This window comes from Candidatus Eisenbacteria bacterium (assembly GCA_035577985.1).
Lineage (GTDB): Bacteria > Desulfobacterota > Binatia > DP-6 > DP-6 > DATJZY01.
Genome location: DATJZY010000042.1, coordinates 207,243 through 232,897 on the forward strand (window position 1 = coordinate 207,243; position 25,655 = coordinate 232,897).

25 protein-coding genes are annotated in these 25,655 nt (G+C 71.4%); 11 read left to right on the forward strand and 14 right to left on the reverse strand.

All coding sequences use genetic code 11. The features are described 5' to 3' along the window. Nucleotides 1-24 precede the first annotated feature (24 nt). Together VMS22_07015 and VMS22_07020 are read right to left on the reverse strand one after the other, a co-directional pair. On the reverse strand, nt 25-900 hold the full coding sequence (locus VMS22_07015) for a DmsE family decaheme c-type cytochrome (GenBank protein HXJ33777.1): 876 nt from the start codon (nt 898-900) through the stop codon (nt 25-27). Further along, the gene (locus tag VMS22_07020; protein HXJ33778.1) at nt 897-1,961 is read right to left on the reverse strand and encodes a cytochrome c3 family protein; all 1,065 of its coding nucleotides are present in this window, start codon (nt 1,959-1,961) and stop codon (nt 897-899) included. The genes VMS22_07015 and VMS22_07020 overlap by 4 nt, the downstream gene beginning before the upstream one ends. Before the next feature lie 211 nt (nt 1,962-2,172). On the opposite strand from VMS22_07020, the gene VMS22_07025 reads away from it, so the two are divergent. From VMS22_07025 to VMS22_07045, 5 genes are all read left to right on the forward strand, one after another. Beyond that, entirely contained in the window at nt 2,173-2,484 is a 312-nt protein-coding gene (locus tag VMS22_07025; GenBank protein HXJ33779.1) for a c-type cytochrome, read from the forward strand. Nucleotides 2,485-2,512: 28 nt separating this feature from the next. Beyond that, complete coding sequence (locus VMS22_07030) at nt 2,513-3,094, forward strand: NapC/NirT family cytochrome c (protein ID HXJ33780.1); 582 nt, start codon at nt 2,513-2,515, stop codon at nt 3,092-3,094. Then, nucleotides 3,091-3,288, forward strand: a complete 198-nt coding sequence (locus VMS22_07035; protein HXJ33781.1) for a hypothetical protein — start codon at nt 3,091-3,093, stop codon at nt 3,286-3,288. The genes VMS22_07030 and VMS22_07035 overlap by 4 nt, the downstream gene beginning before the upstream one ends. Nucleotides 3,289-3,393: 105 nt before the next feature. Further along, entirely contained in the window at nt 3,394-6,138 is a 2,745-nt protein-coding gene (locus VMS22_07040) for an OmcA/MtrC family decaheme c-type cytochrome (protein ID HXJ33782.1), read from the forward strand. A gap of 114 nt (nt 6,139-6,252) precedes the next feature. After that, a complete protein-coding gene (locus tag VMS22_07045) occupies nt 6,253-6,693 on the forward strand; it encodes a DUF1134 domain-containing protein (protein ID HXJ33783.1) in 441 nt (146 codons plus the stop codon). A gap of 48 nt (nt 6,694-6,741) precedes the next feature. On the opposite strand, the gene VMS22_07050 is transcribed toward VMS22_07045, so the two are convergent. The 4 genes from VMS22_07050 to VMS22_07065 all read right to left on the reverse strand — a co-directional run bounded on the left by VMS22_07050 (nt 6,742) and on the right by VMS22_07065 (nt 12,860). Then, nucleotides 6,742-7,782: a dihydrodipicolinate reductase gene (locus tag VMS22_07050; protein HXJ33784.1), complete on the reverse strand. Its 1,041-nt coding sequence runs from the start codon at nt 7,780-7,782 to the stop codon at nt 6,742-6,744. 53 nt (nt 7,783-7,835) lie between these two features. Next, complete coding sequence (locus tag VMS22_07055; GenBank protein HXJ33785.1) at nt 7,836-9,692, reverse strand: ABC transporter substrate-binding protein; 1,857 nt, start codon at nt 9,690-9,692, stop codon at nt 7,836-7,838. A 164-nt stretch (nt 9,693-9,856) separates the two neighbouring features. Further along, entirely contained in the window at nt 9,857-10,660 is an 804-nt protein-coding gene (locus tag VMS22_07060; GenBank protein ID HXJ33786.1) for an SDR family NAD(P)-dependent oxidoreductase, read from the reverse strand. Nucleotides 10,661-10,736: 76 nt separating this feature from the next. Continuing rightward, nucleotides 10,737-12,860 carry a YfhO family protein gene (locus VMS22_07065; GenBank protein HXJ33787.1) on the reverse strand — a complete coding sequence of 708 codons (2,124 nt, stop codon included), beginning with the start codon at nt 12,858-12,860 and terminating at the stop codon, nt 10,737-10,739. 93 nt (nt 12,861-12,953) lie between these two features. On the opposite strand from VMS22_07065, the gene VMS22_07070 reads away from it, so the two are divergent. The 3 genes from VMS22_07070 to VMS22_07080 are packed head-to-tail and all read left to right on the forward strand — an operon-like array spanning nt 12,954 to nt 16,388. Continuing rightward, on the forward strand, nt 12,954-14,159 hold the full coding sequence (locus VMS22_07070) for an MFS transporter (GenBank protein HXJ33788.1): 1,206 nt from the start codon (nt 12,954-12,956) through the stop codon (nt 14,157-14,159). Between the two features lie 40 nt (nt 14,160-14,199). Then, on the forward strand, nt 14,200-14,967 hold the full coding sequence (locus VMS22_07075) for a glucose 1-dehydrogenase (protein HXJ33789.1): 768 nt from the start codon (nt 14,200-14,202) through the stop codon (nt 14,965-14,967). After that, complete coding sequence (locus VMS22_07080; GenBank protein HXJ33790.1) at nt 14,967-16,388, forward strand: hypothetical protein; 1,422 nt, start codon at nt 14,967-14,969, stop codon at nt 16,386-16,388. The genes VMS22_07075 and VMS22_07080 overlap by 1 nt, the downstream gene beginning before the upstream one ends. Here VMS22_07080 and VMS22_07085 read toward each other — a convergent pair. From VMS22_07085 to modA, 4 genes are read right to left on the reverse strand one after another with little or no spacing between them, the layout of a single operon-like run. Next, nucleotides 16,347-16,907, reverse strand: coding sequence for a hypothetical protein (locus VMS22_07085; GenBank protein ID HXJ33791.1), 561 nt, complete (start codon nt 16,905-16,907; stop codon nt 16,347-16,349). The genes VMS22_07080 and VMS22_07085 overlap by 42 nt on opposite strands. A gap of 40 nt (nt 16,908-16,947) precedes the next feature. Next, nucleotides 16,948-17,625, reverse strand: coding sequence for an ATP-binding cassette domain-containing protein (locus VMS22_07090; protein HXJ33792.1), 678 nt, complete (start codon nt 17,623-17,625; stop codon nt 16,948-16,950). Continuing rightward, a complete protein-coding gene (modB, locus tag VMS22_07095; GenBank protein ID HXJ33793.1) occupies nt 17,622-18,287 on the reverse strand; it encodes a molybdate ABC transporter permease subunit in 666 nt (221 codons plus the stop codon). Before modB ends, VMS22_07090 begins: the two co-directional genes overlap by 4 nt. After that, nucleotides 18,284-18,991, reverse strand: coding sequence for a molybdate ABC transporter substrate-binding protein (gene modA / locus VMS22_07100; protein HXJ33794.1), 708 nt, complete (start codon nt 18,989-18,991; stop codon nt 18,284-18,286). Before modA ends, modB begins: the two co-directional genes overlap by 4 nt. Before the next feature lie 191 nt (nt 18,992-19,182). Between modA and VMS22_07105 the strand changes: the two genes are divergently transcribed. Continuing rightward, the gene (locus tag VMS22_07105; protein ID HXJ33795.1) at nt 19,183-19,818 is read left to right on the forward strand and encodes a peroxiredoxin; all 636 of its coding nucleotides are present in this window, start codon (nt 19,183-19,185) and stop codon (nt 19,816-19,818) included. A 4-nt stretch (nt 19,819-19,822) separates the two neighbouring features. Here the strand turns inward: VMS22_07105 and VMS22_07110 are convergent, their stop codons facing one another. After that, nucleotides 19,823-20,362: a hypothetical protein gene (locus VMS22_07110; protein ID HXJ33796.1), complete on the reverse strand. Its 540-nt coding sequence runs from the start codon at nt 20,360-20,362 to the stop codon at nt 19,823-19,825. A 6-nt stretch (nt 20,363-20,368) separates the two neighbouring features. After that, a complete protein-coding gene (locus VMS22_07115; protein ID HXJ33797.1) occupies nt 20,369-21,154 on the reverse strand; it encodes a hypothetical protein in 786 nt (261 codons plus the stop codon). Nucleotides 21,155-21,172: 18 nt separating this feature from the next. On the opposite strand from VMS22_07115, the gene VMS22_07120 reads away from it, so the two are divergent. Further along, the gene (locus tag VMS22_07120) at nt 21,173-22,444 is read left to right on the forward strand and encodes an alpha-L-fucosidase (protein HXJ33798.1); all 1,272 of its coding nucleotides are present in this window, start codon (nt 21,173-21,175) and stop codon (nt 22,442-22,444) included. Between the two features lie 174 nt (nt 22,445-22,618). Continuing rightward, nucleotides 22,619-24,214 carry a DUF4215 domain-containing protein gene (locus VMS22_07125; protein ID HXJ33799.1) on the forward strand — a complete coding sequence of 532 codons (1,596 nt, stop codon included), beginning with the start codon at nt 22,619-22,621 and terminating at the stop codon, nt 24,212-24,214. Here VMS22_07125 and VMS22_07130 read toward each other — a convergent pair. Together VMS22_07130 and VMS22_07135 are read right to left on the reverse strand one after the other, a co-directional pair. Continuing rightward, the gene (locus VMS22_07130; GenBank protein HXJ33800.1) at nt 24,136-25,230 is read right to left on the reverse strand and encodes a 1-acyl-sn-glycerol-3-phosphate acyltransferase; all 1,095 of its coding nucleotides are present in this window, start codon (nt 25,228-25,230) and stop codon (nt 24,136-24,138) included. The two genes, VMS22_07125 and VMS22_07130, sit on opposite strands and share 79 nt — an antisense overlap. Before the next feature lie 106 nt (nt 25,231-25,336). Then, nucleotides 25,337-25,655, reverse strand: a 319-nt coding sequence (locus VMS22_07135) for a sterol desaturase family protein (protein ID HXJ33801.1), incomplete at its 5' end; no start/stop codon positions are given.

Consider the following 25,655-nt stretch of genomic DNA (forward strand, 5'->3'; position numbering starts at 1 on the left):
GCAGTGCCCCTCGCCGCCGCATCGTCAGGGGGCGAAGAAGTGGGCGTCGGTGTTGGAGCCGTGGATCGCGACGTGGCAGCGCGTGCAGTCGCGGTAGCTCGGCTGCACGTGCGTCGACGGAGTGACGGTGTGGCACTCGTAGCAGAGCTGCGCCGTGCTCTGCCGGATGAGGAGATGCCGGTTCACGCTGCCGTGCGGGTCGTGGCAGCGCGTGCAGCCCTCGGTGATCTCGGCGCCGTGCTCGAACACGAAGGGTCCCTGCACCTCGGCGTGACAGGTGAAGCACGTGCGATCGTCGGCGTCGCGCAGCCCGGCCGTGTTGCGGCTCCCGTGCTGCTGGTGGCAGTCGGTGCACGACATCACGCCCTCGGGCACCTTGTGGTGCTGCGGGAGCGCGAAGGTCGCGCGAAGGTCCTCGTGACACCCGTAGCAGAGCCCGGGCGGCTTCTGCGCGAGCGACGGCGACGCGCCGGGCTTGTGGATGGCGTGGCAGTCGGTGCATGCCACCGTGCCGAACGAGTGCTCCCCGGCGAGGAAGTCGTGCAGCGCGCTCTGCTTCGCGTGACAATTGAGGCACGCGGCGGACCGCGACGACGCGGTCTCCTCGCTGCCGAAGCCCTTGATGCCGCCCACGCCCTTGCCGCCACCCTCGTCGGCGTGGATGCTGCCCGGCCCGTGGCAGGCCTCGCAGCCGCGCTCCGACTCGGGACGGCTCGGGTCGCTCAGCACGCGCGCGTGAATCGTCTTGCCGTACGCGGTCGCCGCTTCGTCGTGGCACGTCGTGCACACCTCGTCGCCGGCGTAGGTCGCGCCCGACGGCGGGGGTGCCTCGTCGACGTGCACCGGTGACCCCGAGCATGCCGAAAGGGCCGCGACGAGGAGGACGAGCGGCGTCCTCACTGCTGCGGCTCGAATCCGTTCCCATGCAGGTGGCACGGGAAGCAGGAGAACGTGAAGTGGTCCTCGCCCATCCCGTCGGCGCGATAGAACCGGGTCGTCGTGTGGCACACCTCGCAGATCCCGGTGCCCGGCATCGACGCGCTCGCGAAGCTGCCGTCGACACGGCCGTCGCGGTTGTCGAAGCGGATCGGCACGTCGGTGCCGGCGGTCGTCGTCAGCATCTCCCGGACGAGCTCGGTGTTGGCGCTGCCGTGCGGATCGTGGCACTGCGTGCACGGCATGCCGACGCCGCCCGGCGCGTGCGTCGCGCTGTCGGCGTGGCATGCCGAGCACGGCTCGCTCGCCTCGTGCCCGGGCCCCGGAGCGGCGGCGACCTGCGTGTGGCACTTGGCGCACGGCAGCCCCGAGTGCTTGCTCGGCATGGCGAGCCGCGCGACCTCGTCGCCGTGGCACACGCCGCAGCTCTCGGGCGAGATCACGACCCCGAAGGCGGCATCGTGGCTGTGGCAGAGGGTGCAGCGATCGGTGAAGTGTGGCTTGCTCGATCCCTTCCCGCGGTAGAAGTCGGTCTTGCGGTGGCACGTCTCGCAGAGCCCGGTGCCGGGCGCGTCGGGGTGCGTGAAGCCCGTCGGCGAGGCGCCCTCCTCGCTCGTGAAGAGCACGCCCGTGACGCGCCGCCGCCAGAACAGATCGGTCGCCACCAGCGACAGGTTGGGCGAGCCGTGCACGTCGTGGCAGGCGAGGCAGCTCCTCGTGGTCGCCCTCGCAGAACGGCGCTTCTTGCGAGCCGGGTGCGTCGGCTGGTCGTGGCAATCGACGCAGTTGGGGATCGAGCGGTGACGGTTGCCGACGCGGCCGGGCTTTCGATCGTCGTGGCAGGACTTGCAGTCGAGCACGACGGCGTGGCTGGTGGTCGTCGCCGCACGGTCGGACTGGATCGTGTGGCAGTGGGCGCATTCGCCCCCCGCCTCGGAGACGGTGGCCGCCGCCGCGCCGGTGGCGCAGGCGAGTACGCACACGATGATCGCCTTGATGCTCGTCGTGAGCCTCCCCTGAGCCATCAGCGCTTGCCGCGCCGTACAAGACGCCGTGCCACGGAGCAAGCGGTGCGCCGGCTTTGGCGAACGTCGGCACGAAAGGGGTTCCCACGAGCGGGATTGACTCCGACCCCCCTTCCGAGCTTTGCGAAGGTCATCACGGAGCGGGATCGTCACGCAAGATGCACGGTCCTGGCTCACACGCCCGCCGCAGCGGCGGAAGGAGGATGCGAAGGTGAGACGGAAGCTCGGATGGCCGATGGTAGCTGGCCTTCTCGCGATCGGCGCAGCGACGGTACAGGCGCAGGGCGCCCCGGAGTCGTACGACAAGAAGTGCAAGCTCTGCCATAGCGTCGGTGGCGTGGGCGGCAAGCAGGCAGAGAAGGGCGGTCCGCTCGACGGGGTCGGCAAAAAGCGCGACCGCGCCTGGCTCGAGGCGTACATCGCCGATCCCAAGTCGAAGATGCCCGACGCCAAGATGCCGAAGCTCAAGTACAGCGACGAGGAACTGAAGGCGCTGGTGGACTACATGCTGAGCTTGAAGTGAGGGGCGCCGGCGCGGGATCGACCACATGATGCCCGCCCTGCCCCCGTACACGATCGCGTTCTCGATTGGCTTCGTCGCGCTGGTCTTCCTGGTCGCGGTCGCGGTGGTGCGTATCCCGGAGTCGACGAGCCGCCACTGGCTGCTGCTCTTCGGGGTGGCGGTGTTCCCGGGACTCGCCCTGCTGCTCGGTGCGGGTCGTGCGATGGACGCGTCGAAGCAGCCGTCCTTCTGCGGCTCGTGCCACGTCATGGGTCCGTGGATCGAAGACCTCCGGAATCCAGACAGCAAGACGCTTGCGGCGATACACTACCAGAACCGTTTCATCCTCGACGACCAGTGCTACACCTGCCACACGGATTACGGCTTCGCGGGCCCGCTGCGCGCCAAGCTCGGCGGCATGCTGCACATGCTGCACTACGAGTTCGGGACCTACGCGTCGCCCATCGAGCTCTACCAGCCGTACCGCTTCAACAACTGCCTGCACTGCCACGCCGAGTCGAAGAGATACCTCGACGCGCACACGGACGCGGCCGAGGCGATCGCCGACGGCAGTATGACGTGCCTCGATTGCCATGCGCCCGTCCACCCCGAGCAGGCGGCACACCGGTGAGGGTCGACGGTCTCATGCGCGTCGCCGTCGTCTGCATGGCCCTGGCGCTCATGCTGATGCTCGTCTGTCTCGCCTACCCCACGCCCCGGACGATCGCGCTCTTCCTGGGGGGCGGCCTCGGCCTCGGGACGGCCGGCATCGCGGCCTTCACCGTACGCGTCCTGCGGGACCTGCGAGCCCGCCGGATGCTCTGAGGCTTGGCGGGGATTGGAAAACCGGACTCCACTGTTCGTAGCCGCGCGAAAACCGCGCTGGCACACGGCATCTGTATGAATGGCACATCGGCTGCAGAGGACCCCATGACCAGAGGCGTGCTGGCGGCTTCCATCGTGCTCCTGACGGCGTTCTCGGCGGGAGCGGTCACGCTTCCCGGCGGCGGTCCCAAGGGGACCGATTGCCACCTCGAGCTGATGGTGAACGGAAGCGGCTTCCCCGCCGGGAAGACCTTCACCGGCACGACCTGCCCCGACGGCGGCTCCTGCGACGCCGACGGGCAGATCAACGGATCCTGCCACTTCACGACCATCGCGTGCATCAACGTCGCCGATCCCGCCTTCCCAAAGTGCAGCCTCGCCCAGGTGTCGTCGATCAAGTGGAAGGGCAAGGTGGGCAAGAGCAAGGTCGACACGAGCGCCCTCGACGCGGCGGTCGCGGGTCTCGGCCTCCCGAGCCAGGCATCGGTGTGCACGAAAGCGGTCGACTTCACGCTCTCCGTGCAGGGTCCCAACGCGAAGGGCCAGCTCGTCGAAGGAAAGGCGCAGCTCACCGCCAAGGCCGCCACCACCAAGGGCACCGACAAGGACACCTACAAGTTCGTCTGCCTGCCGACCGCCGCGCCGCCCTCGACCGGACCGACCACGACCACCATCACCGCCACGACCACCACCCTCGAGCCCACGACGTCGACGTCGACGACGCTGCCGCCGACGCTCGGCACGCCGGGCGCGGGCCTCAAGTCGGTGATCACCGGCGTGACGATCTCGGCGGCCGGACAGGTGGTGGTGACCTTCACCCTCACCGACACCGCGGGCGTCGCGGTCGTGCCGAAAACCGGGTCCACGTCGGATCCCGACACGGCGCGCGTCCGCTTCACCATCGCCCGCATCCAGGTCGACATGCCGTCGACCGAGGGCTTCAGCACGACCTTCACGAAATACGTGAACTACATCACGACGCACGCGACGAGTGGCTCGGTGTCGTCCGATCAGCCGACGTTCGACTCCGGCGGATCGGTCGCGCTCGTCGATGCGGCGTCGGGCACGTGGCGCTACACGTTCGGCAAGATGCTCCCCGCGGGCTTCCCGGGAACGCTCACGCACACGGTGGGCGCGCAGATCGAGCGCACCTTCGAGGGCGAGCAGCTGGTCGCGAATCCCACCTTCGACTTCGTGCCGGCCGGCGGCGCGGTCACGACCGTGCGCGAGGACACCACGACCGACCAGTGCAACGCCTGCCACAACCCGCTCCAGGCCCACGGCGGCGGGCGGCGCGAGGTGAAGCTCTGCATCCTCTGTCACACCGACCAGGCGATCGATCCCGACACGGGCAACACCATCGACTTCAAGCAGATGGTCCACCGCCTGCACATGGGGAAGGATCTTCCGTCCGTCGTGAACGGCTCCGTCGGCGCGAAGTACTCGATCATCGGCTTCCAGGGCAGCGAGGCCGTCTTCTCCAAGAAGGTGGGCGCGTGCGTTAACGGCCCCTTCCCGTCCGCGCCGTGTACCGCCGACGCCGACTGCGACGGTGGCACGTGCACCGGAACGACGATCATCGGCGTGGGGTTCCCGCAGGACATCCGGAACTGCACGAAGTGCCACGGCGCGGGGGCGACCGCGGCCAACTACCATGCGCTGCCGTCGACGCTCGCGTGCACCGGATGCCACGACGACGTGAATCCGGGCATGATGTCGATCAACGGGCTCGCCCCCGGAACGAACCACGTGCCCGGCCAGCAGCCCGAAGAGCTCTGCCGCGTCTGTCACAAGACCGCGATGGACGCCGAGTTCGACCTCACCGTCCCGGGCGCGCACACGATCCCGCTGCGCTCGACGACGCTGACTGGCCTCCAGGCGGAGATCCTGTCGGCGACGGGCGCGCCCAACATGGCCGTGACGGTGCAGTTCCGCCTGCGCGACGGCGCAGGCAATCCCATCACGAGCTACGGCGGCTTCAACCGGATCGGCTTCGGCATCTCGGGACCGACGACGGACTACGGCGGGTCGTCCGTTCCCCTCATCGCACCGACGGCGGTCGGCGGTGGCTCGACGGGCACGCTTGTCCCACCCGACGGAACGGGCCTCGCGACGTACACCACCGCGGCGATGCTCCCTGCCGACGCGATGGGCACCTGGACGATCGGGCTCGAGGCGCGGCGCGCCGTCATGGTGAACGGCCAGAGTCAGAACGAGGCGGCGCCGAACCCCGTCTTCGACTTCAGCGTCGACGGCTCGCCGGTCGCCCCGCGCCGCGACGTCGTGACCGACGCCAACTGCTCCAACTGCCACGGCACGTTCTCGAAGGACTTCAGCATCCACGGCAACCTCAGGAACCGGGTCGAGTATTGTGTGATGTGCCACAACGCGAAGGGCAGCGACGTGGCGCGCCGTGTGGGTCAGATCGCGAACGGCGCCGATCCGATGACCCAGTCGATCGCGTTCAAGCACATGATCCACAAGATCCACCGCGGCGAGGCGCTGGAGCACCAGCCGTACATCGTCTACGGCTTCAGCGGCGGTGTGGACTTCGGCGACGTCCTCTTCCCCGGCGACCTCCGCGACTGCGAGACCTGTCACGCGGCCGGCACGCAATTCGTTCCGCTACCCGCCGGGGTGCTCCCGACCAACGTCGGCATGATCGACATGGGGGCCGAGGTCGTGACCGGCACCACGCCGCCGATCCAGGACGCGTGCCGGGCGTGTCACGACGACGACGCCACCGCCGCGCATGCCGAGACCAACACCACCGCGTCCGGCGCCGAGGCGTGCGCAGTCTGCCACGGCGAGGGATCGGCGGAGGCGGTCTCGGTGGTGCACGCGCGGTAAAATTCCCCCATTGCCTCCCTGGCGCGAAATGGCAAGACTCGCCATGGAGAAACGGGCATCCGCGGAGCGCGCGACCGTAGTGGTCGACGCCCAACGACTCTAGGAGGGAGAACCATGAAAAGGATGGCAGGGTTCATTGCGGTCGCCGCGCTCGGCGTGGCACTCACGTTCACGCTCGCCGTCGCCGAAGAGAAGACGCCGGACGCGACCGTCAAGCTGAGCGGCGGATCGATCGCCGCCGGCATCGGCATCAGCTGGGGCAGCGGCACGCTGAGCTACAAGGGCAAGGACTATCCGATCGACGTGAAGGGCCTTTCGGTCGGTGACGTCGGGATCACCTCGCTCGAAGCCTCGGGCAAGGTCTACAACCTGAAGCAGATCGGTGACTTCAGCGGCAACTACACGGCCGTGGGCGCCGGTGCGACGGTGGCGGGCGGCGGCAGCATCACCACGATGCGGAACCAGAACGGCGTGACCATCGACCTGGTCGCGACCACCCAGGGCGTGAAGATCGCCATCGGCGGTGGCGGCGTCGACATCAAGATCAAGGAGTAGACGGCGCGCCGTGGGGGTCGGGCCGGTGCGCCCGACCCTCGCGGAACGTCACCCTCGCCGGCCGCAGACGAGCGGCAGGTCGAGGTAGGTGCGGATCCCCGGCGCAGCCTCGCACACGTACGGGATCGCGTTCACGCAGTGCATGGCCGTGCCGACCATGCCGGGTAGACGGTGGAGGTTCTTCCCCACCTCGGGCGGGTGGATGCCGTGGAAGGTCGCCGCGATCGGCGGATCGGCGTCGAGCGCCACCTCGAAGCGCTCCTCGCCGAGGCGCCAGTCCGGATCGAGATGGCCGTCGCCCATGAACCAGTTGACGCGCGCAGTGACGGCGGGCTCACCGCGCACGGTGCCCTGCCAGGTGAAGCGCTGCGCGGCGATCGTCCCCGCGGCGATGCGTCCGACGGGCGTGTCGAGGTCGCGGGTCGCCACCGCCATCTCGTGCGCGTCGCGCTTCTCGGTGTCGAGCGTCACGCCGAGCCCCGTCGCCACCATGTCGATGGATTGATGGAACCCCTGCGCGAGGAGCTGCAGCATCGGACTCTCGCGCGCTGCCTGCGGGGTCTTTCCGAACAGCATGATCTCGCGCACGACGAACTCGGCCTGGTAGTTGCGGAGGTCGGAGAACTCCTCGGCCCGCACGTGGCGGACGTTCATGCACATGGCCGAGAAGGTGAGCGGGAAGCGCTCGGTGAAGCCGCCGGGGTGCATGCCGGTGCCGTGGAGCGAGACGCCGCCGGCGCGGCAAGCCTCCTCGATTTCTGCGGTACCGGGACCTCGCTCGGGGTAGAACCAGCCGACCGGCGTCACGACGTTCTTCCCCGAGCGCAGCAGGCGCACGACCTCGTCCGTCTGCGCGAGCAGCGGCGCGTACAGCACGCAGTCCGCGCGTGTCGCGAGGACCTCGTCGACGTCGTTCGTCGCGGCGACGCCGACCTTCGGCAGACCGCAGATCTCCCCGACGTCGCGCCCGGCCTTGGCCGGGTTGGTGACGAACGCGCCCACGAGCGTGAGATCGGGATGCGCGAGGATCCCCTCGACCGCCGCGCGACCGACGTTGCCGGTCGCCCACTGGATCACACGATAGGCCATGGCGGCTTGTCGCGCGCCGCCGCAGTGCGGGTCAAGGCGAGCTGGGGCCGCCGTTAGTGGGCCGCGGCCTCGGCAGGAGGCGGCCCGGGCGGATGCGAGCGCGATTCGCCCGCTTCCTCTCGGTCGTCGCCGACGTCGATCTTGAAGTACCGAAGGATGATCACGACCACGCTCGGGCCGAACCATCCCCCCACCAATCCCGTCATGAAGGCCGACGAACCCGGGGAGTCTCCCAGCAACGGCAGCGTCGACAGGATCGGCAAGACCGAGCGGTAGAACGAGAGCGCCGTCAGAAGAAGGGCGCACACGAGCCCTTCCACGATCCGCCTCGGCGAGACGCGTCCGCCACGCTCGCGCGTGACCGATACGAACAGGAACGTGCCGATCAGCGCGCCCAGGAAGGACAAGAGATAGTATCCGCTCCACCAGACCTCCGTCTCGGGTCTCGGAGGTGCGAACCGAACGTCGGTGTCGAACCGAAAGCGTCCCGGCCACCAGGGATAGAACCCCAACGTCCCCTCGCCGTCATCATCGAGCTCGACATCCTCCTCGGACACCGGCCGCACGTTGTCGCCGTCGACGCGGGAGATCGTCACGTGGGCCTTCTCGACCGAGTGGCCCTTCAGGCGCACCATCACCGGCCCGACGAGGAAGCCAGCTTGCCGAGGCACCTGGATGTCGACGTACGGGGGCGGGTCGGGAATCTCCACGAGCTCCAGCTCGCGCTGGGCACGATAGACCGCCACGACGGGAGCCTGGCGCAGCTCGCCGCCGTCGAAGTTGATGCTGCGCCAACCTTCCAGCGACTCGAACTGCCCCGCTTCGAGCGCATCGCGCAGCTGGGTCCGCAGCACGGGCACGGCAGGGACGCCGTGCACACCCTTCAGCGCTGCTTCGAGCGCGAGCGGAACCAAGTAGTACGCCGCCTCGTAGGCCGTCACCAGCAGCGCCTCCGGCTTCTGACCCGATACCCGATGGAACTCGTCACGCAGGCTGTCGAGAGTGTCCTCTTCGAGCACCGTCGGCTCGCCGATCGTGAGGCTGTTCTCGGGTGCCTGGACGCGGAGGCGATCGTCCGAACCGACGAAGAAGAACAGCCGCTTGCCGAAAGCCGGAGGCAACGCCGCGTCGAGCTGGCGCGCCAGCACGACCCCCTCGCCGTTGCTGCCGAGAACGAAGATGCTTCGCGGTGGCGACGGAAGGCCCGCGATGAACTCGGGGCGCAGAAGAGAGTCGTGGTTCAGGCTCGCGTCGGCTCCGGCCGGCTCGGAAGCGACCTCCGTCCACGAGCGGACGGTCGCACTGCCGAGATCGAACACCTTGCCCAGGGAGTCGCGCAAGCCGCGCCCGTACTCCTCGTCCTCGTAGAGGACGAGGAACGGCGGCGCCAGAAGCTCATCGTACTTCTTCAGCAGCTTCACGAACTGTCGCATCCGCTCCTGATCGCTGACGGTCGCCCGGAAGAACCAGTGATCGCGCTTCGGTCCAGCCAGCGACTGCGCCGTCGACAGCGCCGAGATGATCGGCACGTCGAGCGTGGCGTCGAGCACGGCGCGCGTGCATCGACTGTTGACCGGCCCGAGGATGGCCACGACGTTCTCGTTTTCGACCAGGTCGCGTGCAACCTCGGCGGCGATCTTTGGATCGCCCCGGTCGTCTCGTGTGACCACGCGAAGCTCGACCTTCTGACCATCGGGGAGGGCGACCTGACGACGCTTGCCGAGCGCGAATTCGATGCTGGCCTCGTGGGCCTCGCCCGTCGCGCTCGAGGCCCCCATCTTCGGCGAGATGACGCCAATCGAGATCTGAGGCGCGGCGCCGGCGACGGTCGCGTACAACAGGGCAATGGCGGTCCCCGAACGCTGCGCACCTGCTCCGGCACGACGGTGGAGCGCAAGAACCGGCTGCATGAGCAAGCCCTCCTCGCCGGCGTAAGCAAACGGGCTGCCGACCGCCGAGGCGGGGGTGGTGGCCCGAAAGACGTGGAGGCTTGTCCGTTCGCCTGTACACGCTGTCCGGTCGATCGGACACTGCGGGATGTCGACGGCTGCGGCTCAGAGCACCGGGCGACGCGCTACACCTGCCGCCGTCGACCGATCTCCTCCAGGAATGGACGCGAGTACAGCACGCGCCCGGTGCACCGTCGCGGCTCGCAGGTGGCGAGGACGAGCACGGCGTCGGCGAGCCACTCGACCGGCTCGACCAGCTCGGGGTGCTCGGCGAGGAGCTTCCCCACCAGCGCCTCCGCGCCCGGGGTCGCGACGGCGGCGACCGGCGCGATCGTGTTGACCGCGATGTTGTCGGCGTAGACCTCGGCAGCGAGGCCGATCGTCAGGCGCTCGAGCGCCGCCTTGCTCGCGCCGTAGATGCTCATCGTCGTCGGGACACCGATCGCGGGCGGCGGCGGAGGCTGTGCCGAGCTCGCGCTCGAGAGGTTCACGATCGAGCCGCGCCCCGCCGCCCGCATGTCGGGCAGCACCGCCTGCGCGAGGTCGACGGCCGCATGCACGTTCACCTCGAACACGATCTGCCGGCGCCGCAGCGGCATCTCCGCCAGCGGCGCGTAGATGGCGGCCGCCGCATTGTGCACGAGCACGTCGACCGGCCCGAGCGCTTCGTGGACGGCCGGCACGATGCGCGCCCGGCTCGCCGGGTCTGCGAGATCGGCGACGATCGGCACGGCGCGGCCACCGTCGGCCTCGATCGCCGCCACCGTCTCGCCGAGCGAGCCCTCGAGATGCGCGCCCGGCTCCGCGTGGAGCGTGCGCGCGACGAGCGCCACCGCGGCGCCCTCCCCGGCCAGCCGCCGCGCGATCGCGACGCCGATCCCGCGGCTGGCGCCGGTCACGAGCGCGATCTTCCCGTCGAGAACGCCCATGCGGCCAGTGCTGCCTCAAGTCGATCGGAGCGCGCAAGGCCCAGCAAAGCAGGCGCGACAAACGAGGGTCGGCTTCCTAGTCGGTCGGCAGCGGCCGATTCGAGCCGAAGACGAGCCAGGCGAGCACGGCGAGACCGACCGCGAGCAGCCCCACCCCGACACGGAAGGAGGTCGGCGCATAGGCGAACTCGACCTCGTGCTCGCCGGGCGCGAGCGCGACGGCGCGGAAGGCGTGGTTCGCCCGCACGATGGGAACGCGCGCGCCGTCGATGTGCGCCGTCCAGCCGGGGAAGTCGGTGTCGGCGAGGACGAGCACGGCGGCGCTCGAGACGTCGGTCGCGACGACCACGCGCTCGGGTCGGTCGGTCGTGATCCGCACCGACTCCTCACCCTGTGCCGGCGCCACCTCGGGCCACGACGGACCCGGCTCGAGAACGACCGCGTGCGCGGGATCGAAATCCGGAGCGGTGACGCGGCCGAGCGCGTCGGCCTCGTCGGTGGCGCGCACGACGGTGTGCACGAGCCGCGCGCGCGGCGCCGCCCGGAACAGGATCCGATCGCCGTCGGGCAGGCGCCCGACCTCGGCCCAGCCCGCGGGCTGGAGGATCGGCGCGAATGCCGCCGGCGCGGCCACCATCCCGACGGCGAGGGCCGCCGCGACGTTCGGAGCCGCCGCCATCCGCTCCCACATCCGGCGCTCGAAGAGGCCCGTCACGAGGCCGTCGAGCCCGACGTGCGCGAGCAGGTCGACCACGCGGCGCGGGGGCAGCGCGGGCTCGTGCCCGGTCGGCGACGGCAGGTCGTCGCGCAGCGGCACGCCCGCGCGCAGCTCGGGGCCCGCCACCACGCGCGGCGCGCCCGGCATGCGTGCGCGCACCTCGGCGAGCGCGGTCACCCGCGGCGCGAGCGCGGCGAGATCGGGCGGCAGGCGTGTCCCGCGCGTCGGCACGCCCGCCACGACGCCGACGACGTGAACCGCCGCCAGGAACACGACGACGAGCCAGGCGCCCCGGCGCGCGAGCATCGGCAACGCCGCCACGCCGCACGCGAACGCCGCCAGCGCCTCCGTTCCGCGACCGACCGCGGCGGCGGCCGCCGCGACGACCAGGCTGGACGACGAGGCGAGCGCGGGCGCCGTGCCCGTGCGCATGACCTCCAGCCCCACCGCGGCGAGATACGCCGCGAACACCGGCCACAGGTGGTGCCAGCCGTAGGCCGAGCGCGCGCCCGAGAAGGGATAGACGTCGTACAGATACGAGAGGGGGCGGTTGAGCGCGAAGAGCGCGAGCAGGAAGGCTCCCAGCCACGCGCGCCGGCGCCATCCGCCGGCCGCGATGCCGAGGGCGAGGCAGACGACGCCCGCCGCGCCCATGCGGCCCAAGAGCACCGTCACGAGGTATCGCGCGTCGAAGATCTGGAAGAGCGCGACGAACGACGGCGTGCGTCCCGGCTGGCCCCGCACGCTCTCCGCCGTCGTCTCCGCCAGGGTCAGGATCTGCGGCGCGGCGAGAAGCACACCGCACCCGAGACCGAGCGCCGCCGCCGCGAGCCGTCGGGCGCGGGGCGGCGGTCCGAGCACCACGACCAGCGGGACCACGAGCGCCATGTCCATCGCGAACTCGGGGTAGCCCGCGAGCCACTGCAGGGCGCTCGCGCCCGCGAGCAGCGCGACGGCACGGGGCCGCCAGCGTGCGTCGAGCCGCGAGCCGGCGAAGAGCATGACCGGCACCCACGTGAGGGCGAACAGGAAGCTCGGATGGTCCCGGCCCGCGTCCGCCGCGCCGTCGAAGAGGCTGGCCACGACCAGCGCCGACGCGAGCGTCGCGCCCGCGAGCCCCACGCCCGAGCGCGCCAGGAACCAGATCGTGAGGGCGACCAGCGCGAAGAGATGCACCTCGTAGAGCACCTGCAACCCCGCCCACGGCGAGGCGATCGCGAGGCTCGTCACGACGACCGGCGGGTAGAGGACGGCGCCCTGCGCGGTTCCGAGCAGCGGCAGGCCGCAGTACTCGTCCGGGTTCCACAGCGGCGCGCGACCGGCCGCGATCGCGTCGGCCGCCGCTCGATACTTTGCGAGGAACGTCGCGTAGAGATCCGCTCCGCCGATGCGCGCGCCGAACCCGCCGCGGGCGGCGACCAATCCCCCGAGGCTCGCGGCGAGCACGGCGGCGAGCGCGAGCTCGCGCCAACGCGCCCTCATGTCCACCCCGGGAGCGCGACCGTGATCGATGGCACGCGGGCAGTGCTGCCTCAAGTCGAACGGCGCGCGCAAGCGCGATACCCTGCGCGGCCCGTGCCACCGCATCCCCTGCGCTCCCGGACGCTGGTCGCGTACCTCGCGAGCCGCTTCTGCTCGGGTGCCGCCATGATGATGTTGCGCGCGGGCATCGGCTGGCACGTGTTCGCCATCACCGGATCGGCCTTCCACCTGGGGCTCGTCGGTCTCGTGCAGTTCCTCGCGGGCTTCGCGCTCGTGCTGGTGGGTGGCGCCGTCGCCGACACCCGTGATCGCCGCGCCATCATGATGACGGCCCAGAGCGTGGCGATGACGGCGGCCGTCGTCCTGCTGGTCGCGACCGCCCGCGGCGCCGTCACGCTGCCGCTCCTCTACGGCCTGGTCGTGGTCGTCGCCGCCGCGGCTGCGTTCGACAACCCCGCCCGCGCCGCGTTGCTGCCGACGCTCGTCCCGCGCGAGGTCTTCCCGCGCGCGGTCACGATCGCCGCCACCACGCAGGCCCTCTCGTTCGCGACCGGTCCGGCGCTGGGCGGCGTGCTCATCGCCGCCGCGGGGATCGGGTCGGTGTACGGCGCCTACGCGGTCCTCGTCTTCGGGTCGCTCGTGGGCCTCGCGTTCCTCGGCCCGCGCCCGCCGACGGGAAGCACGCAGCGCGGCGTCAGCCTGGACGCCATCCGCGAGGGGCTCCGCTTCGTGCGACGGCAGCCGGTGGTGCTCGGCTGCATGACGCTCGACATGCTGGCCGTGATCTTCGGCGGCGCGGCCGCCCTGCTTCCGGTCTATGCCGAGACGATCCTGCACGTGGGACCGCGGGGCTACGGCCTCCTCGCGTCCTCGCTCGAGCTGGGCGCGCTCGCGACCTCGCTCGCCCTGATCGTCCTGCCGACCGTCCGGCGCGCCGGGCCCGCGCTCCTCGGTGCGGTCGCGGTCTACGGCTGCGCGACGATCGTCTTCGGGCTGTCGCGGTGGTTCCCGCTCTCGGTCGCGGCCTACATGCTGGTCGGCGTCGCCGATCAGGTGAGCGTGGTCATGCGCAGCACCGCCATCCAGCTCTCGACCCCCGACGAGGTGCGTGGCCGCGTCAGCGCCGTCAACTTCCTGTTCATCGGCGCGTCGAACCAGCTCGGCGCCGCCGAGTCGGGCTTCGTAGCGGCGCTCACGAGCGCGCCGTTCGCCGTCGTGAGCGGCGGGCTCGCGTGCCTGGTCGTGCTGGCGGTGATCGCCGCGCGCGTCCCCGAGCTGCGCCGCTACCGGATCGCCTGAGCCGTCGATCGGCGCCCCGGCCTGCGCTATGACCGCCCGCATGCCGGCACCCTTCGACCTCACCGGCCGCATCGCGCTCGTGACGGGCGCCTCCGCGGGTCTCGGCCACCACTTCGCGAGGACGCTCGCCGCGCACGGGGCGGCCGTCGCGGTCGCGGCCCGGCGGACCGATCGCCTGGACGAGCTCGCGCGCGAGATCACGTCGGCGGGCGGGCGCGCCGTCGCCGTCGCGATGGACGTGACCGACGGCGCCTCCGTGCGCGCCGCCTTCGCGGCGGCGTCCGAGGCCGTTGGTCCCGTCGACCTCGTCGTCAACAACGCCGGCATCAGCATCTTGAAGCCACCGCTCGAGCTCGACGAGGCGGACTGGGACGCGGTCGTCGACACGAACCTGCGCGGCGCCTGGCTCGTCGCGCAGACGGCGGCGCGGGCGCTCGTCGCCGCGCGGCGTCCCGGACGGATCGTCAACATCGCGTCCATCACCGGCCTGCGCACGATCGGACAGCTCGCGCCGTACGCCGCCGCCAAGGCCGGATTGATTCATCTGACCCGCGTGCTGGCGATGGAATGGGCGCGTCACGGCATCCAGGTGAACGCGATCGCGCCCGGCTACGTCGAGACCGATCTCAACCGCGACTTCTGGTCGACACCCGCGGGTGCGCGCCTCATCGAGCGCATCCCGCAGCGGCGGATCGGACGCCCCGAGGACCTCGACGGTGCCCTCCTCCTGCTCGCGTCGGATGCCGGGGCGTTCATGACCGGCAGCGTCGTCGTCGTCGACGGCGGCCACGCGGTGAGCACGCTCTAGTGGACGCCACGGCGTCCGGCGACGGCCGTTCGCTGCGCATCGCCGTCGCCGCCGTCGTCGCCTGCTCCGCCGTCCTGCGCCTCGCCGCCACGTGGAACGACCTCTGGCTCGACGAGATCTGGTCGCTGACGCTGGTGAACACGCTGCACTCGCCGCTCGGCATCGTGACCGAGCTCCGCCACGACAACAACCACGTCCTCAACACGCTCGCGCTCTACTGCCTGCGACCGCTCGGCTCCGACTGGGCCTACCGGTTGCCCGCGTGGGTCGCCGGCGTCGCCACGGTGCTGCTCGGGATCCGCCTGGCGGCGCTCGAAGGCGACCCGCACGCCGGCGGCCGGCGGCTCCTGGCCGCGATCGTGCTCGGCGGCTCCTACCCGCTCGTCCACTACGGATCCGAGGCGCGCGGCTACGCGCTCTCGATCGCCTTCGGCCTGGCGGCGGTCGCGATCGCCTTCGGGGACGGGGTCACCCCCCGCAGCCGGCGCGCGCCGCTGGCATGGATTGCGCTCACGCTCGCGTTCCTCGCACACGCCCTCGCGCTCCACTTCCTGGTCGCCCTCGCCGCCTGGACGGCCGTGCGCGCCCTGCGGCGCGACGGCATTGCGCGCGGCCTCGTCACGGTCGTCTGGTGGCTCGGCGTCCCCACCGTCGCTTTCGCCGTCTTCTACGTTGGATTCCTGCACGGCGTCACCGTCGGCGGCGGCCCTCGCGAGGGCGCGTTGCCCCCTCTCCTGCGCGCCATCGCCACGACGACCGGGCTGCCCTTCGACACGCCGCCGGGCGTGCTCGCCGTCGTGGCCGGCGCCGTTCTGGCGGCGGGCGTCGGCGACCTCCTGCGCCGGCGCGCCGACGCGTGGGCGTTCTACCTCACCGGCATCGTCGGCTCGCCGCTGCTTCTCGGCATCCTGCAGCCGACGAATCTCTACGCCGAGCGCTACTTCCTCGTGAGCGCCACGCTCTGGCTCCTCGTCTTCGCCCAGCTCCTCACCGCCCTCTGGACGCGCGGCATCGTCCCGCGGATCCTCGCCGCCGCCATGCTCGCCGCCTTCCTCGCGGGCAACGGCGCGCGCATCGCCTGGCTGCTCCGCGACGGCCGTGGCGCCTACCAGGAGGCCCTCGCCTACATGGTCCGCCACACGCCGGATGACGCGCTCGCCGTCGGCAGCGATCACGACTTCCGCAACAGGCTCGTGATCGAGTACTTCGCCCCGCGCTTCCCGAAACCGATCCGCTACGTGCGCGTGAACGAGCTCACCGCCCCGGGGCCACGGTGGTACGTCGCGCATCGCGCCCTCGGGGAGGCGCCGCCGCCGCCGGCGCTCACCGATCGACTCGGCACGCGCTATCGCCTGGAGACCGAGTACCCGACGGCGCCGCTATCGGGCTTTCGCTGGTTCGTGTTCCAACGCGTGGAGTGACGCATGCGCGGTCGCGTCGCCCGGCGACGTCGAGACGTCCTCTTCCACCATCGCCAACACTTCGCGCAGGAGCTGCGCGACGACTGTGCGCGTCTCCGGCTCGACGTGCTCGAGCGCGGCGCGCGTCCCATCCATCCACTCGGCGTGGATCTCGGGGACGATCAGGATCGGCGTCACGCGGAACGCGCTCAGCATCGCCAGCATGAGCTCGTCGCGCTCGAGCAGCGAGCGTGGCACCGCCGTCTCGTGCGAGCGCAGATAGAGGCGCGCGTTCGGGTTGGGGTGCATCGTCTGACCGGTCGCTTCTTCGGTCGCGCGCGAGAGCCGGCGCGCCTGGACCTCGCGCTCGATCGCGCCGACGACCACCTCGCGGTCCTGAATCGGCATCAGGCGGAACGCCTCGAGCAGGCGGCGAACGATGGGATCGGCATCGAGCTCGTCGACCGTCCGCACCGCCTCCTCGAGCATCTCGACGAGGCGTGACAAATTTTCGGGCGTGTCGCTCGAGGTCTCGTCCATCCGCGGGAACACTGCGCCCCGTCGCCGCCGGCTGTCAAGGTCAGAGGGCGGCTGCGAGCACGTCGGCCGGCCGCCCCTCGGCGATCGTGCGTCCGTCGTCGAGCAGCACCAGGCGATCGCCGAGCTCCATCGCCTCCTCGCGGTCGTGGGTGACGAGCACCACCACGTGACCCTGTGCGCGCACGTGGGCGCGAAACCACGCCCGCAGATCGAGCCGCGCCGCGCGGTCGAGCGCCGAGAAGGGCTCGTCGAGGAGCAGGAGCGTCGGCCGCCGCGCGAGGGCGCGGGCGACGGCGACGCGCTGGCGCTCGCCGCCGGACAACGCCGCCGGCCAGCGGTCCGCGAGCCCGCTCATGCCGAGCTCGTCCAGCAACGCACCCACGCGCCCGGCACGCTCCTGCCGCGCGACGCCGAAGCCGACGTTGCCGCGCACCGTCAGGTACGGGAACAGCGCCGCGTGCTGCGGCACGTAGCCGACGCCGCGGTCCTGCGGTGGCACGTCGATCCGCGCCGCCGCGTCGAAGAGCGTGCGCTCCCCGCAGCGGATCATGCCGGCCACCGGGCTCGTGAGACCGGCGATCGCACGCAGCGTGATCGTCTTGCCCACCCCCGACGGTCCGAACAGGACGAGGGTCCCCGGCCCGTCCATCGTCGCCTGATGGCGCCACTCGCGCGCGCCCACGCGGAGCGTGACGTGGAAGCGGAGTGCGGGGCTCACGCCGCCGCCCTCCGCGCCAGGCGCTCGGCGACGACGATGACGATCGCCGACACGATCGTCAGCACGACGACGAGGAGATGGGCGCGCCGATCGTCGCCCGCGAGGTAGGCCGAGAAGACCTCGAGCGGCATGGTGTTGGTCCGGCCGGGCACGTTGCCCGCGAGCATCATGGTGGCTCCGAACTCGCCGAGCGCGCGCGCGAAGGCGAGCACGCCCGCGGCGAGGATCGCTCGCCCCGCGAGCGGGACGCGGACCCGCAGGAACGTCTCGACGCGGCCGGCACCGAGCGTCGCCGCGATCTCCTCGTAGGTCGGGTCGAGGGCCTCGAAGGCCGCCTGCACCGTGCGCACGACGAGCGGCAGCGCCATGGTCGCCGCCGCGATGACGCAGGCCCAGAACGTGAAGAGGACGCTCATCCCGGTCGCGCGCTCGAGCGGAGCGCCGATGAGGCCGTCGCGAGAGAAGAGCATGACCAGGTAGTAGCCGGTCACGGTCGGCGGCAGGACGAGCGGCATCAGGACGAGCGTCGTCACGACGCCGTGCCCGGGGTAGCGGTAGCGCGCCTGCAGATGCGCGAGCAGCACGCCGGCGGGCACGACCACCAGCGTGGCGAGGACAGCGACGCGCAGCGAGAGCCAGAGCGGGAACGCGATGCCGCTCAACGATCGACCGGAAGGAACCCCGCCGCCGCCAGGATCGCGCGAGCGGTCGGGCTGGTGAGATAAACGAGGAAGCCGGTCGCCGGCTCGGCCGGCGCCCGCGTGGTGCGCACCGCGACGGTCTCGATGCGAAGGTCCGCCGACCCCGGCACCTCGCCCAGGACGATCGCGCTCTTCGCGATCCTGGCGTCGGTCGCGTACACGATCGCGGCATCGACCGCGCCCTCGTCGGCGTACGTGAGCGCCTGACGCACTTCGGACGCGAACACCATCCTCGGCGACACCGCGTCCCAGAGGCCCACCACCGTGAGCGCCTGCTTCGCGTAGGCGCCGAACGGCACCGTCGCCGGGTCGCCGCTCGCGATCCGCTTCACGTCGGGCGACGTGAGGAGCGCCTTCGGGTCCTTGCCGATCCACGGCGACCCCTTGGGGACGACGAGCACGAGCTCGTTGCGCGCAACCACGACCGGCTCGCCTGCGACGAGGGACTTCGCCCGCAGGCGTTCGATCTCGGGCCAGCCTGCCGACACGAACACGTCGACCGGCGCGCCGTCCTCGATCTGGCGCGCGAGCATGCCCGACGGCCCGTTGTTCAGCGTGACCTTCACGCCCGGATGCTCCTTCTCGAACGCGCTCGAGATCGCCGCCCCGACGTCGCGAAAGCTCGCTGCGACCGAGACCGTGAAGTCCTCGGCCAGGGCGGGCATGGCAAGGAGAACGAGCGCAATCGACAACACTCCGTGGAGCGGTCCCACGTGCGTCGCTCTAGCCCGCGCGTCGAAGCCGGGTCAACGCGCCACGCGGCATCGCCTGATCATGGGATGTCCCGGCCGTTGACCATGCTGGAGGCGCGGGTTAGCCATCGGGGTCTCACCGTAGCCAACGAAAGGAGCATTCCATGGCGATTCAGTTGGGGACCATCGCCCCGGACTTCGAGGCCGACACGACGGCGGGCAGGATCAAATTCCACGAGTGGATCGGCAACACCTGGGCGGTCCTGTTCTCCCATCCGAAGGACTTCACGCCTGTCTGCACGACCGAGCTCGGCATGGCGGCGAAGCTGAAGTCGGCGTTCGAGAAGCGGAAGTGCAAGATGATCGCGGTCAGCGTCGACGACCTGCCGTCGCACAAGAGGTGGATCGGCGACATCGAGGACACCCAGAAGACGACGATGAACTTCCCCATCATCGCCGACCCCGAGCGCAAGGTCGCGAACCTCTACGGCATGATCCACCCGCAGGCGAACGACACGCTCACGGTGCGCGCGGTCTTCTTCATCGATCCGAACAAGAAGGTGCGCGCGACGATCACCTACCCCGCGAGCACGGGACGCAACTTCGACGAGCTGCTGCGCGTCCTCGACTCGCTCCAGCTCACCGACGACTACAAGGTCGCGACGCCGGTCAACTGGAAGGACGGTGACGACTGCGTGATCGTGCCCGCGCTCTCCGACGAGGACGCGAAGGGGAAGTTCCCGAAGGGCTGGAAGGCGCTCCGCCCGTACCTGCGGATGACGCCGCAGCCGAACCGCTAGCCCATCACGACCGCTCGAGCGCGCGCACGCCGGCCACGAGACGGGACCGGACGTGCGCGCGCCACGTGGTGTCGTCGAGATCGGCGCCCGCGCCGCCGAACAGCCGGACCAGCCCCGCCAGCGCGTCCTCGCGCATCGCGACGCTGTGGAGCCGGGTGCCGTAGCGGCCGAACGTCGCCTCCGCAGCCGGACCGTGCGGCGTGACGCCGTAGTACACGTAGGCGACCCGCGTTCCCGCCGCGGTGTCCGTGAGCTCCCACCCCGTGCTCCCGGTGAGGTCGCCCTCGTCGTACTCGAGCCCGATCCGCACCGGGGCGTGCACCGCCGTGACGCGCGTCACCCACGATACCTCCCGGCCATCGGGCCGGCCGCCCGTGAAGCGGAAGCGCATCCCGGGGCTGAGCCGCGTCCCGCCCGCGACCGGATCGACGCGCACGAGCGTCCACCACCGCGCGTAGGTTCCGATGTCGCGCAGCACCGCAAAGCACGCCTCACTCGCGGCGGGGACGACGACGTCGTCGCGGCAGCGGTAGGGCGCGGCCATCGCGGGCTACCAGAGCTCGTCCGTGTAGGTGTCGGTGCCGACGATCGTCGGCAGCCATGGCGACGCGAACACGACCTCGCCGAGCTTGGACGCCGCGAGCTCGCGCCCGAGGGTCTCGAAGCGGTGCCAGGTGCGGAGCGGGTCGGTGTCGAGGAAGAAGAGGTGCATGCGGAGGCGCTCCGGCTCGTCGACGACCGGAATGTCCATCGGCGCGCCCCGTTGCGGCACCGCCGACCACGACGCGCAGGTGGCGATCGGCGTGCCGGCGATCGCGGGCGGGAGCGCCGCGCGCCACCAGGCGTCGACCGCAGCGGCGGAAACGCCCGGCGCGCGCCGCACGGCCAGCATCGCCATGCCGGCGAAGCCGTGATCCAGCGCCAGCTCGATCGGCACCGGATCGGCGTCGCGGTAGAGGGTCCACTCGAGGTTGTAGAGGAGCGTGTGCACGTGCGTCCGCGCCGCGAACCCGCGTCCGTTCTGGTAGAGCCAGCGGACCTGCTGCCCCGCCCACTCGCGATGCTCGTCGAAGCGATCGGCGTGGATCCAGTAGATGGCGACGTACGAGCCCGCCGTGACGTCGGGCTTCGCGAGCGCGCTCTCGCGCGGATAGCGCAGTGCCTTCAAGGCGCGCGGCGCGACCCAGCGGCGTCCCGCGAACAACCACGGCCCCACCAGACACCCGGCGTAGAAGTGATCCCGCTCGTACCAGCGATTGTACGCGACCTCGTGGCCGCGATGGGGATCGACCATGGTGAGCAGCATGTGTCCGACCTTGACCGGGGAGTCCTGCATCGAGGATGACGTACTGCGATGTCCGCCGAGAGCGCAACCAGGGATCCCACCGCCGCCTGGTTTCGCGGCGCCCGACTCGGCCTGTTCGTGCACTGGGGCCACGGCAGCCAGCGCGGCTGGGAGCTCTCGTGGCCGCTCGTGGGCGGCGTGAAGAACCTCCACCACTGCCAGGACGTGCCCGCCGAGGCGTACCACGCCAACGCGCTCACGTTCGCGCCGCGTCCGGGGGCCGCGCGCGCATGGCTGGCGCATGCGAAGCGCTGCGGGATGCGCTACGCCGTCCTCACGACCAAGCACCACGACGGCTTCGCGCTCTGGCCGACCCGGACCGCCGACTTCTCGATCGCGCGCACGCCGTACGGCGGCGATCTCGTGCGCGAGTTCGCCGACGCGACGCGCGAGGCTGGGCTCAAGGTCGGCTTCTACTTCTCCCTGTGCGACTGGCACCACCCGGACTACCCGGCGTTCACTGATGCCGACCGGCCGTATCGATTCGGGATGGCGCCGCGGCCCACCGACGCGCAGTGGCGGCGCTTCTCCGGCGTCCTCGAAGGCCAGATCCGCGAGCTCCTGACGCAGTACGGGCGCGTCGACCTGCTGTGGTTCGACGGCGGCTGGGAGCGGAGCGCCGACGCGTGGCGGGCCCACGAGCTGGTGGCGACGATCCGCGAGCTGCAGCCGGGCATCGTCATCAACGATCGCCTGCCGGGCTGTGGCGACTACGACACGCCCGAGCAGCTCGTCCCGGCCGATCCGCCCGGGCGCACCTGGGAGACCTGCCTCACCATGAACGAGAGCTGGGCGTGGAATCCCGACGACACCGAGTACAAGTCGTCGCGCGCGCTCGTGCACACCCTGTGCGAGATCGCGGGCAAGGGCGGCAACCTCCTCCTCAACGTCGGGCCGCGCGGCGACGGCAGCCTCGCGCCCGAGCAGGACGAGCGCCTGCAGGCGATCGGGCGCTGGATGCAGGACTACGGCGAGGCGATCCTCGACACGGGCGCCGGGCTCGCGCCGTGGCAGTTCTACGGCCCGTCGACACGACGCGGGACGCGCATCTACCTGCACCTCCTGTCGCGCCCCTACGACACCGTCACCGTGCGCGGTCTTCCGATTCGCCGGGTTCGCGCCGCGACCGAGCTGCGGACAGGGACCGCGCTCGACTTCACCACCCGCTGCGCGATCATCGACGAGCTGTTCAACCCCGACCCGAGTGGCGAGGTCACGATCCGCGTGCCGGAGGCGATGCTCGATCCGCTGGCGACCGTGCTCGCGCTCGACGTCGAGTGACGTCCATAGCATCCGCGATCCGCCGTGCTCCCACCGTCATCGCGACGACGGCCGGGCCGCGGACCGGCGGCGTCGTGACGCCCTTGCGCCGTCATCTGCCGTCGCCGTCACGGGCGCGCCTGGCATGGTTCCTGCGGGGCCACACCGCCCGTGCCGGGGCGATGGACGCGACTCGTGGTGCTCGGTGCGGCAGCGTTCCTCGCTCCCACCGTCCGCGCCGCCCTCCCGGAGTCGGCCCGCGTCGTGCGCTGCCAGCGCTCGATCGCGCGCGTCGCGCAGCAGTTCGTCCTGCACCGTCGCGCCCTCTACTCGCGCTGCATCGACGAGGCGCTCCGCTGCGGCGCTCTCCTCGGAAGCGCCCCCGCGTCGGGCGATCCGTGCCTCACGGACGTCGCCGTGCGGTGCAAGCATCGGCTGGGCGCGCTCGGACGGCTGCAGTCCCGCGTCGACGTGGCGGCGCTGCGCTGCACGCAGGCGATGCCCGGCGGCGCGGGTCTCCCCGCGGCGACGGTCCTCGATCCCGACGCGGTCGGCCTCGATCTCGTGAGCGTCTTCTGTCCCGCCGACATCGTCGCGCTCGGCGATCTCGGTGCGGCGGCGCAGTGCCAGGGCGACGCCCTCGCCTGCACGGCCGACCAGGCTCTGCTCGACGCCGTGCCGCGCGCCGCCGATCTCCTGGCGCGCCTCGGCGTCCCGATCGACGGCTCGGGCGCGTGTCTCGCCGCCACCCTGTGCGGCAACGGCCGCCTGGACGACGGCGAGGAATGCGACGACGGATCGGCGAATTCCGACGACGTCGCCGACGCGTGCCGCACCGACTGCTCGCGCCCGTATTGCGGCGACGGTGTCGTCGACCAGGGAGAGGACTGCGACGACGGCGGCACCGACGACGGCGACGGCTGCAGTGCCGCGTGCGCGTGGGAGCCGGACGCGTGCGGCAACGCCGTCGTCGAGCCGGACGAGGAGTGCGACGACGGCAACCACCACAGCGGCGACGGATGCGCGTCGGACTGCACCCTCGAAGCGCCCGCCGCCCGCTGCGGCGACGGCGTCGTCGACGATGGCGAGGACTGCGACGACGGCCCGGCGAACTCGGACGTGCTGCCGGATCACTGTCGAACGACGTGCCGCGACCCCAGCTGCGGCGACGGGGCGATCGATCTCGACGCCGGCGAGACGTGCGAGCCGCCCGGCACTCTGCTCTGCAACGACGCCTGCACGCTGCGCCTGGGTCCGCTCGGCGCGCGGCGCGAGGCCGTGTCGGGCCCGATCGGCCTGGCCGACTGCCAGGCCGCCACGTCGCGCACGACCCGTCGCGTCTTCGATGCCCGCCATCGCGGCGTCCTGCGCTGCGTCGGCGGCGTCGTCGCCTGCCTGCTCGGCCCCGCGGCGGACGGTCCCGGCGCCGACGCGTGTCTCGTGCGCGCGACCAACCGCTGCTTCGCGGTCGTGAACAAGCAGCGCGCGTGGATCGCGCGGCTCGCGCCGCCTCTGGGCGCGCTCTGCGGCCAGGTGCCCGGCGGGCTACCCGCGCTCCTCGACCAGCAGGCCGGCCTCGGCTTCTCGCGCGACGCGTCGGCGTGCCCGTTCGCCGGCTCCGGCCAGCCGAGCGTCGACGATCTGGTCGCGTGCGTGCTCTCGCGCAGCGCCTGCGCCGCCGAGCGGGCGGTCGCGCGCGCGGTGCCGCGGGCCTACGAGCTCCTCGCCGAGACCGACCTCGATCCCGACACCGACCTCTCGTGCCTCGAGGATCCGTACACGGTCGAGTGAGCGCCCACCCAGGCGTCCATCCGCTTCCACTCGCCGTCGAGCCAGCCGATCCGCTCCGCGTTCGCGCGTGGCACGTCGCCGGCGCGCACGCGCCAGAACGCAATCCGGATCGTGCGCCCGACCAGGGCCCCGTCCAGCACCCTGCGCAGCGTCGTCACGCCCTCGAACCCGGTGTGAGCGAGGAAGAGGACGTCGGCGCCGGGGCACGCGTCGAAGAGCCCGAGCGTGCCGCCGAGCTGCGCCGGGAGCACGTGGGCCAGCGTACGCACACGCCGGTGGCGAACGGGATCGTGCTCCGCGACCCGTGCGAGCGCGCGCCCATGCTTGGCGGGCGTGAACCGCGTGCCCTCGGGATAGATGAGCACGCCCTCCCCGAGCCCGATGCCGCGCGCCAGATCACGCACGCGAGCGATCTCGCGCGCGCTGTCCTCCGACCCGCGCGCCACGAACGCGTTCGGCAGCCGGTGCCCGACGACGTCGAGGCACGGATCCCACAGCAGCTCGCGCTTCAGCACGTAGCGCAGGCGAAGTCCGTGGCGGTGGGCGAGGAAGACGGCCGGGAGCAGCGTGTCGGCGAGGCTCACGTGGCGGGCCAGGACGAGGACCGGGCCCGGCGGCACGGCCTCGTCGCCGTCGATCGCGACGTCGAAGCGGAACAGCAGCCGGGCCGCACCGAAGAGCACTCGCGCCCACGCCGTCTGGAGCGCGTAGTGCCACGCGAGCCGGCGTGCGTGCGCACGGACGAACACGACGCTCCCGAGCGCGCTCGCGAGCAGACCCAGCAGCTCGGCCGCGAAAAAGGCGATGCCGAACAGCACGAGCCGCGTCGCGGCGAGGCGGCTGCCACGCGCGACATCGACCAGGAAGAGGACCGGAGCAAGGATCGGTGCGAGCCCGACGAGAAGGACGAGCGCCGTGGCGTAGGCCGGAATGGTCACCGCGCGGCGCCGGAGGCGCGTCGCGACCGTCTCGTCGGCCATGCGAACCGTGAACCACAGGCGCACAGTCTTGCCCATGGGGGGTCGGGTCGCTCTGCGCGAGCGAGCCGCGGCATGCGGGTCGCCCGTACCACGAGCGCATCATTCTCGCCCCCGACCCAAGACGAAGTCTTGGGTCGGCCTCCTATCGTGGGCCGGCCAACACCTCCGCGTAGCCCTTCGCGAACGTCCCCAAGGCCCGGTCCCAGATCGGGAAGAAGCCGGCATAGTTCCCGCGCACGCGCGCGTGGTGATAGTCGTGATGGCGCGCGCCGTCGTTGCCGACGAAGAAGTGGGTGGGCGTCCACGGGAAGTCGTAGCCGCAGTGCCCCTCGGCCGCTTCCCACTGCCGGAAGGCGAACCAGATCCACAGCACGACGACGTGCGCGCCGACGAGGAGCGGCCCCACGAGCGCCAGCGTGCCCGTGAGCACGTACTCCACCGGGTGCATGTAGTGCCCGGTG

Coding starts and splice junctions, on each gene's coding strand:
- VMS22_07020 (HXJ33778.1), bottom strand. CDS start 1,961: ATGGCTCAGGGGAGGCTCACGACGAGCATCAAGGCGATCATCGTGTGC.
- VMS22_07030 (HXJ33780.1), top strand. CDS start 2,513: ATGCCCGCCCTGCCCCCGTACACGATCGCGTTCTCGATTGGCTTCGTC.
- VMS22_07040 (HXJ33782.1), top strand. CDS start 3,394: ATGACCAGAGGCGTGCTGGCGGCTTCCATCGTGCTCCTGACGGCGTTC.
- VMS22_07045 (HXJ33783.1), top strand. CDS start 6,253: ATGAAAAGGATGGCAGGGTTCATTGCGGTCGCCGCGCTCGGCGTGGCA.
- VMS22_07050 (HXJ33784.1), bottom strand. CDS start 7,782: ATGGCCTATCGTGTGATCCAGTGGGCGACCGGCAACGTCGGTCGCGCG.
- VMS22_07055 (HXJ33785.1), bottom strand. CDS start 9,692: ATGCAGCCGGTTCTTGCGCTCCACCGTCGTGCCGGAGCAGGTGCGCAG.
- VMS22_07060 (HXJ33786.1), bottom strand. CDS start 10,660: ATGGGCGTTCTCGACGGGAAGATCGCGCTCGTGACCGGCGCCAGCCGC.
- VMS22_07065 (HXJ33787.1), bottom strand. CDS start 12,860: ATGAGGGCGCGTTGGCGCGAGCTCGCGCTCGCCGCCGTGCTCGCCGCG.
- VMS22_07075 (HXJ33789.1), top strand. CDS start 14,200: ATGCCGGCACCCTTCGACCTCACCGGCCGCATCGCGCTCGTGACGGGC.
- VMS22_07085 (HXJ33791.1), bottom strand. CDS start 16,907: ATGGACGAGACCTCGAGCGACACGCCCGAAAATTTGTCACGCCTCGTC.
- modA (HXJ33794.1), bottom strand. CDS start 18,991: ATGCCCGCCCTGGCCGAGGACTTCACGGTCTCGGTCGCAGCGAGCTTT.
- VMS22_07105 (HXJ33795.1), top strand. CDS start 19,183: ATGGCGATTCAGTTGGGGACCATCGCCCCGGACTTCGAGGCCGACACG.
- VMS22_07110 (HXJ33796.1), bottom strand. CDS start 20,362: ATGGCCGCGCCCTACCGCTGCCGCGACGACGTCGTCGTCCCCGCCGCG.
- VMS22_07115 (HXJ33797.1), bottom strand. CDS start 21,154: ATGCAGGACTCCCCGGTCAAGGTCGGACACATGCTGCTCACCATGGTC.
- VMS22_07120 (HXJ33798.1), top strand. CDS start 21,173: ATGTCCGCCGAGAGCGCAACCAGGGATCCCACCGCCGCCTGGTTTCGC.
- VMS22_07130 (HXJ33800.1), bottom strand. CDS start 25,230: ATGGGCAAGACTGTGCGCCTGTGGTTCACGGTTCGCATGGCCGACGAG.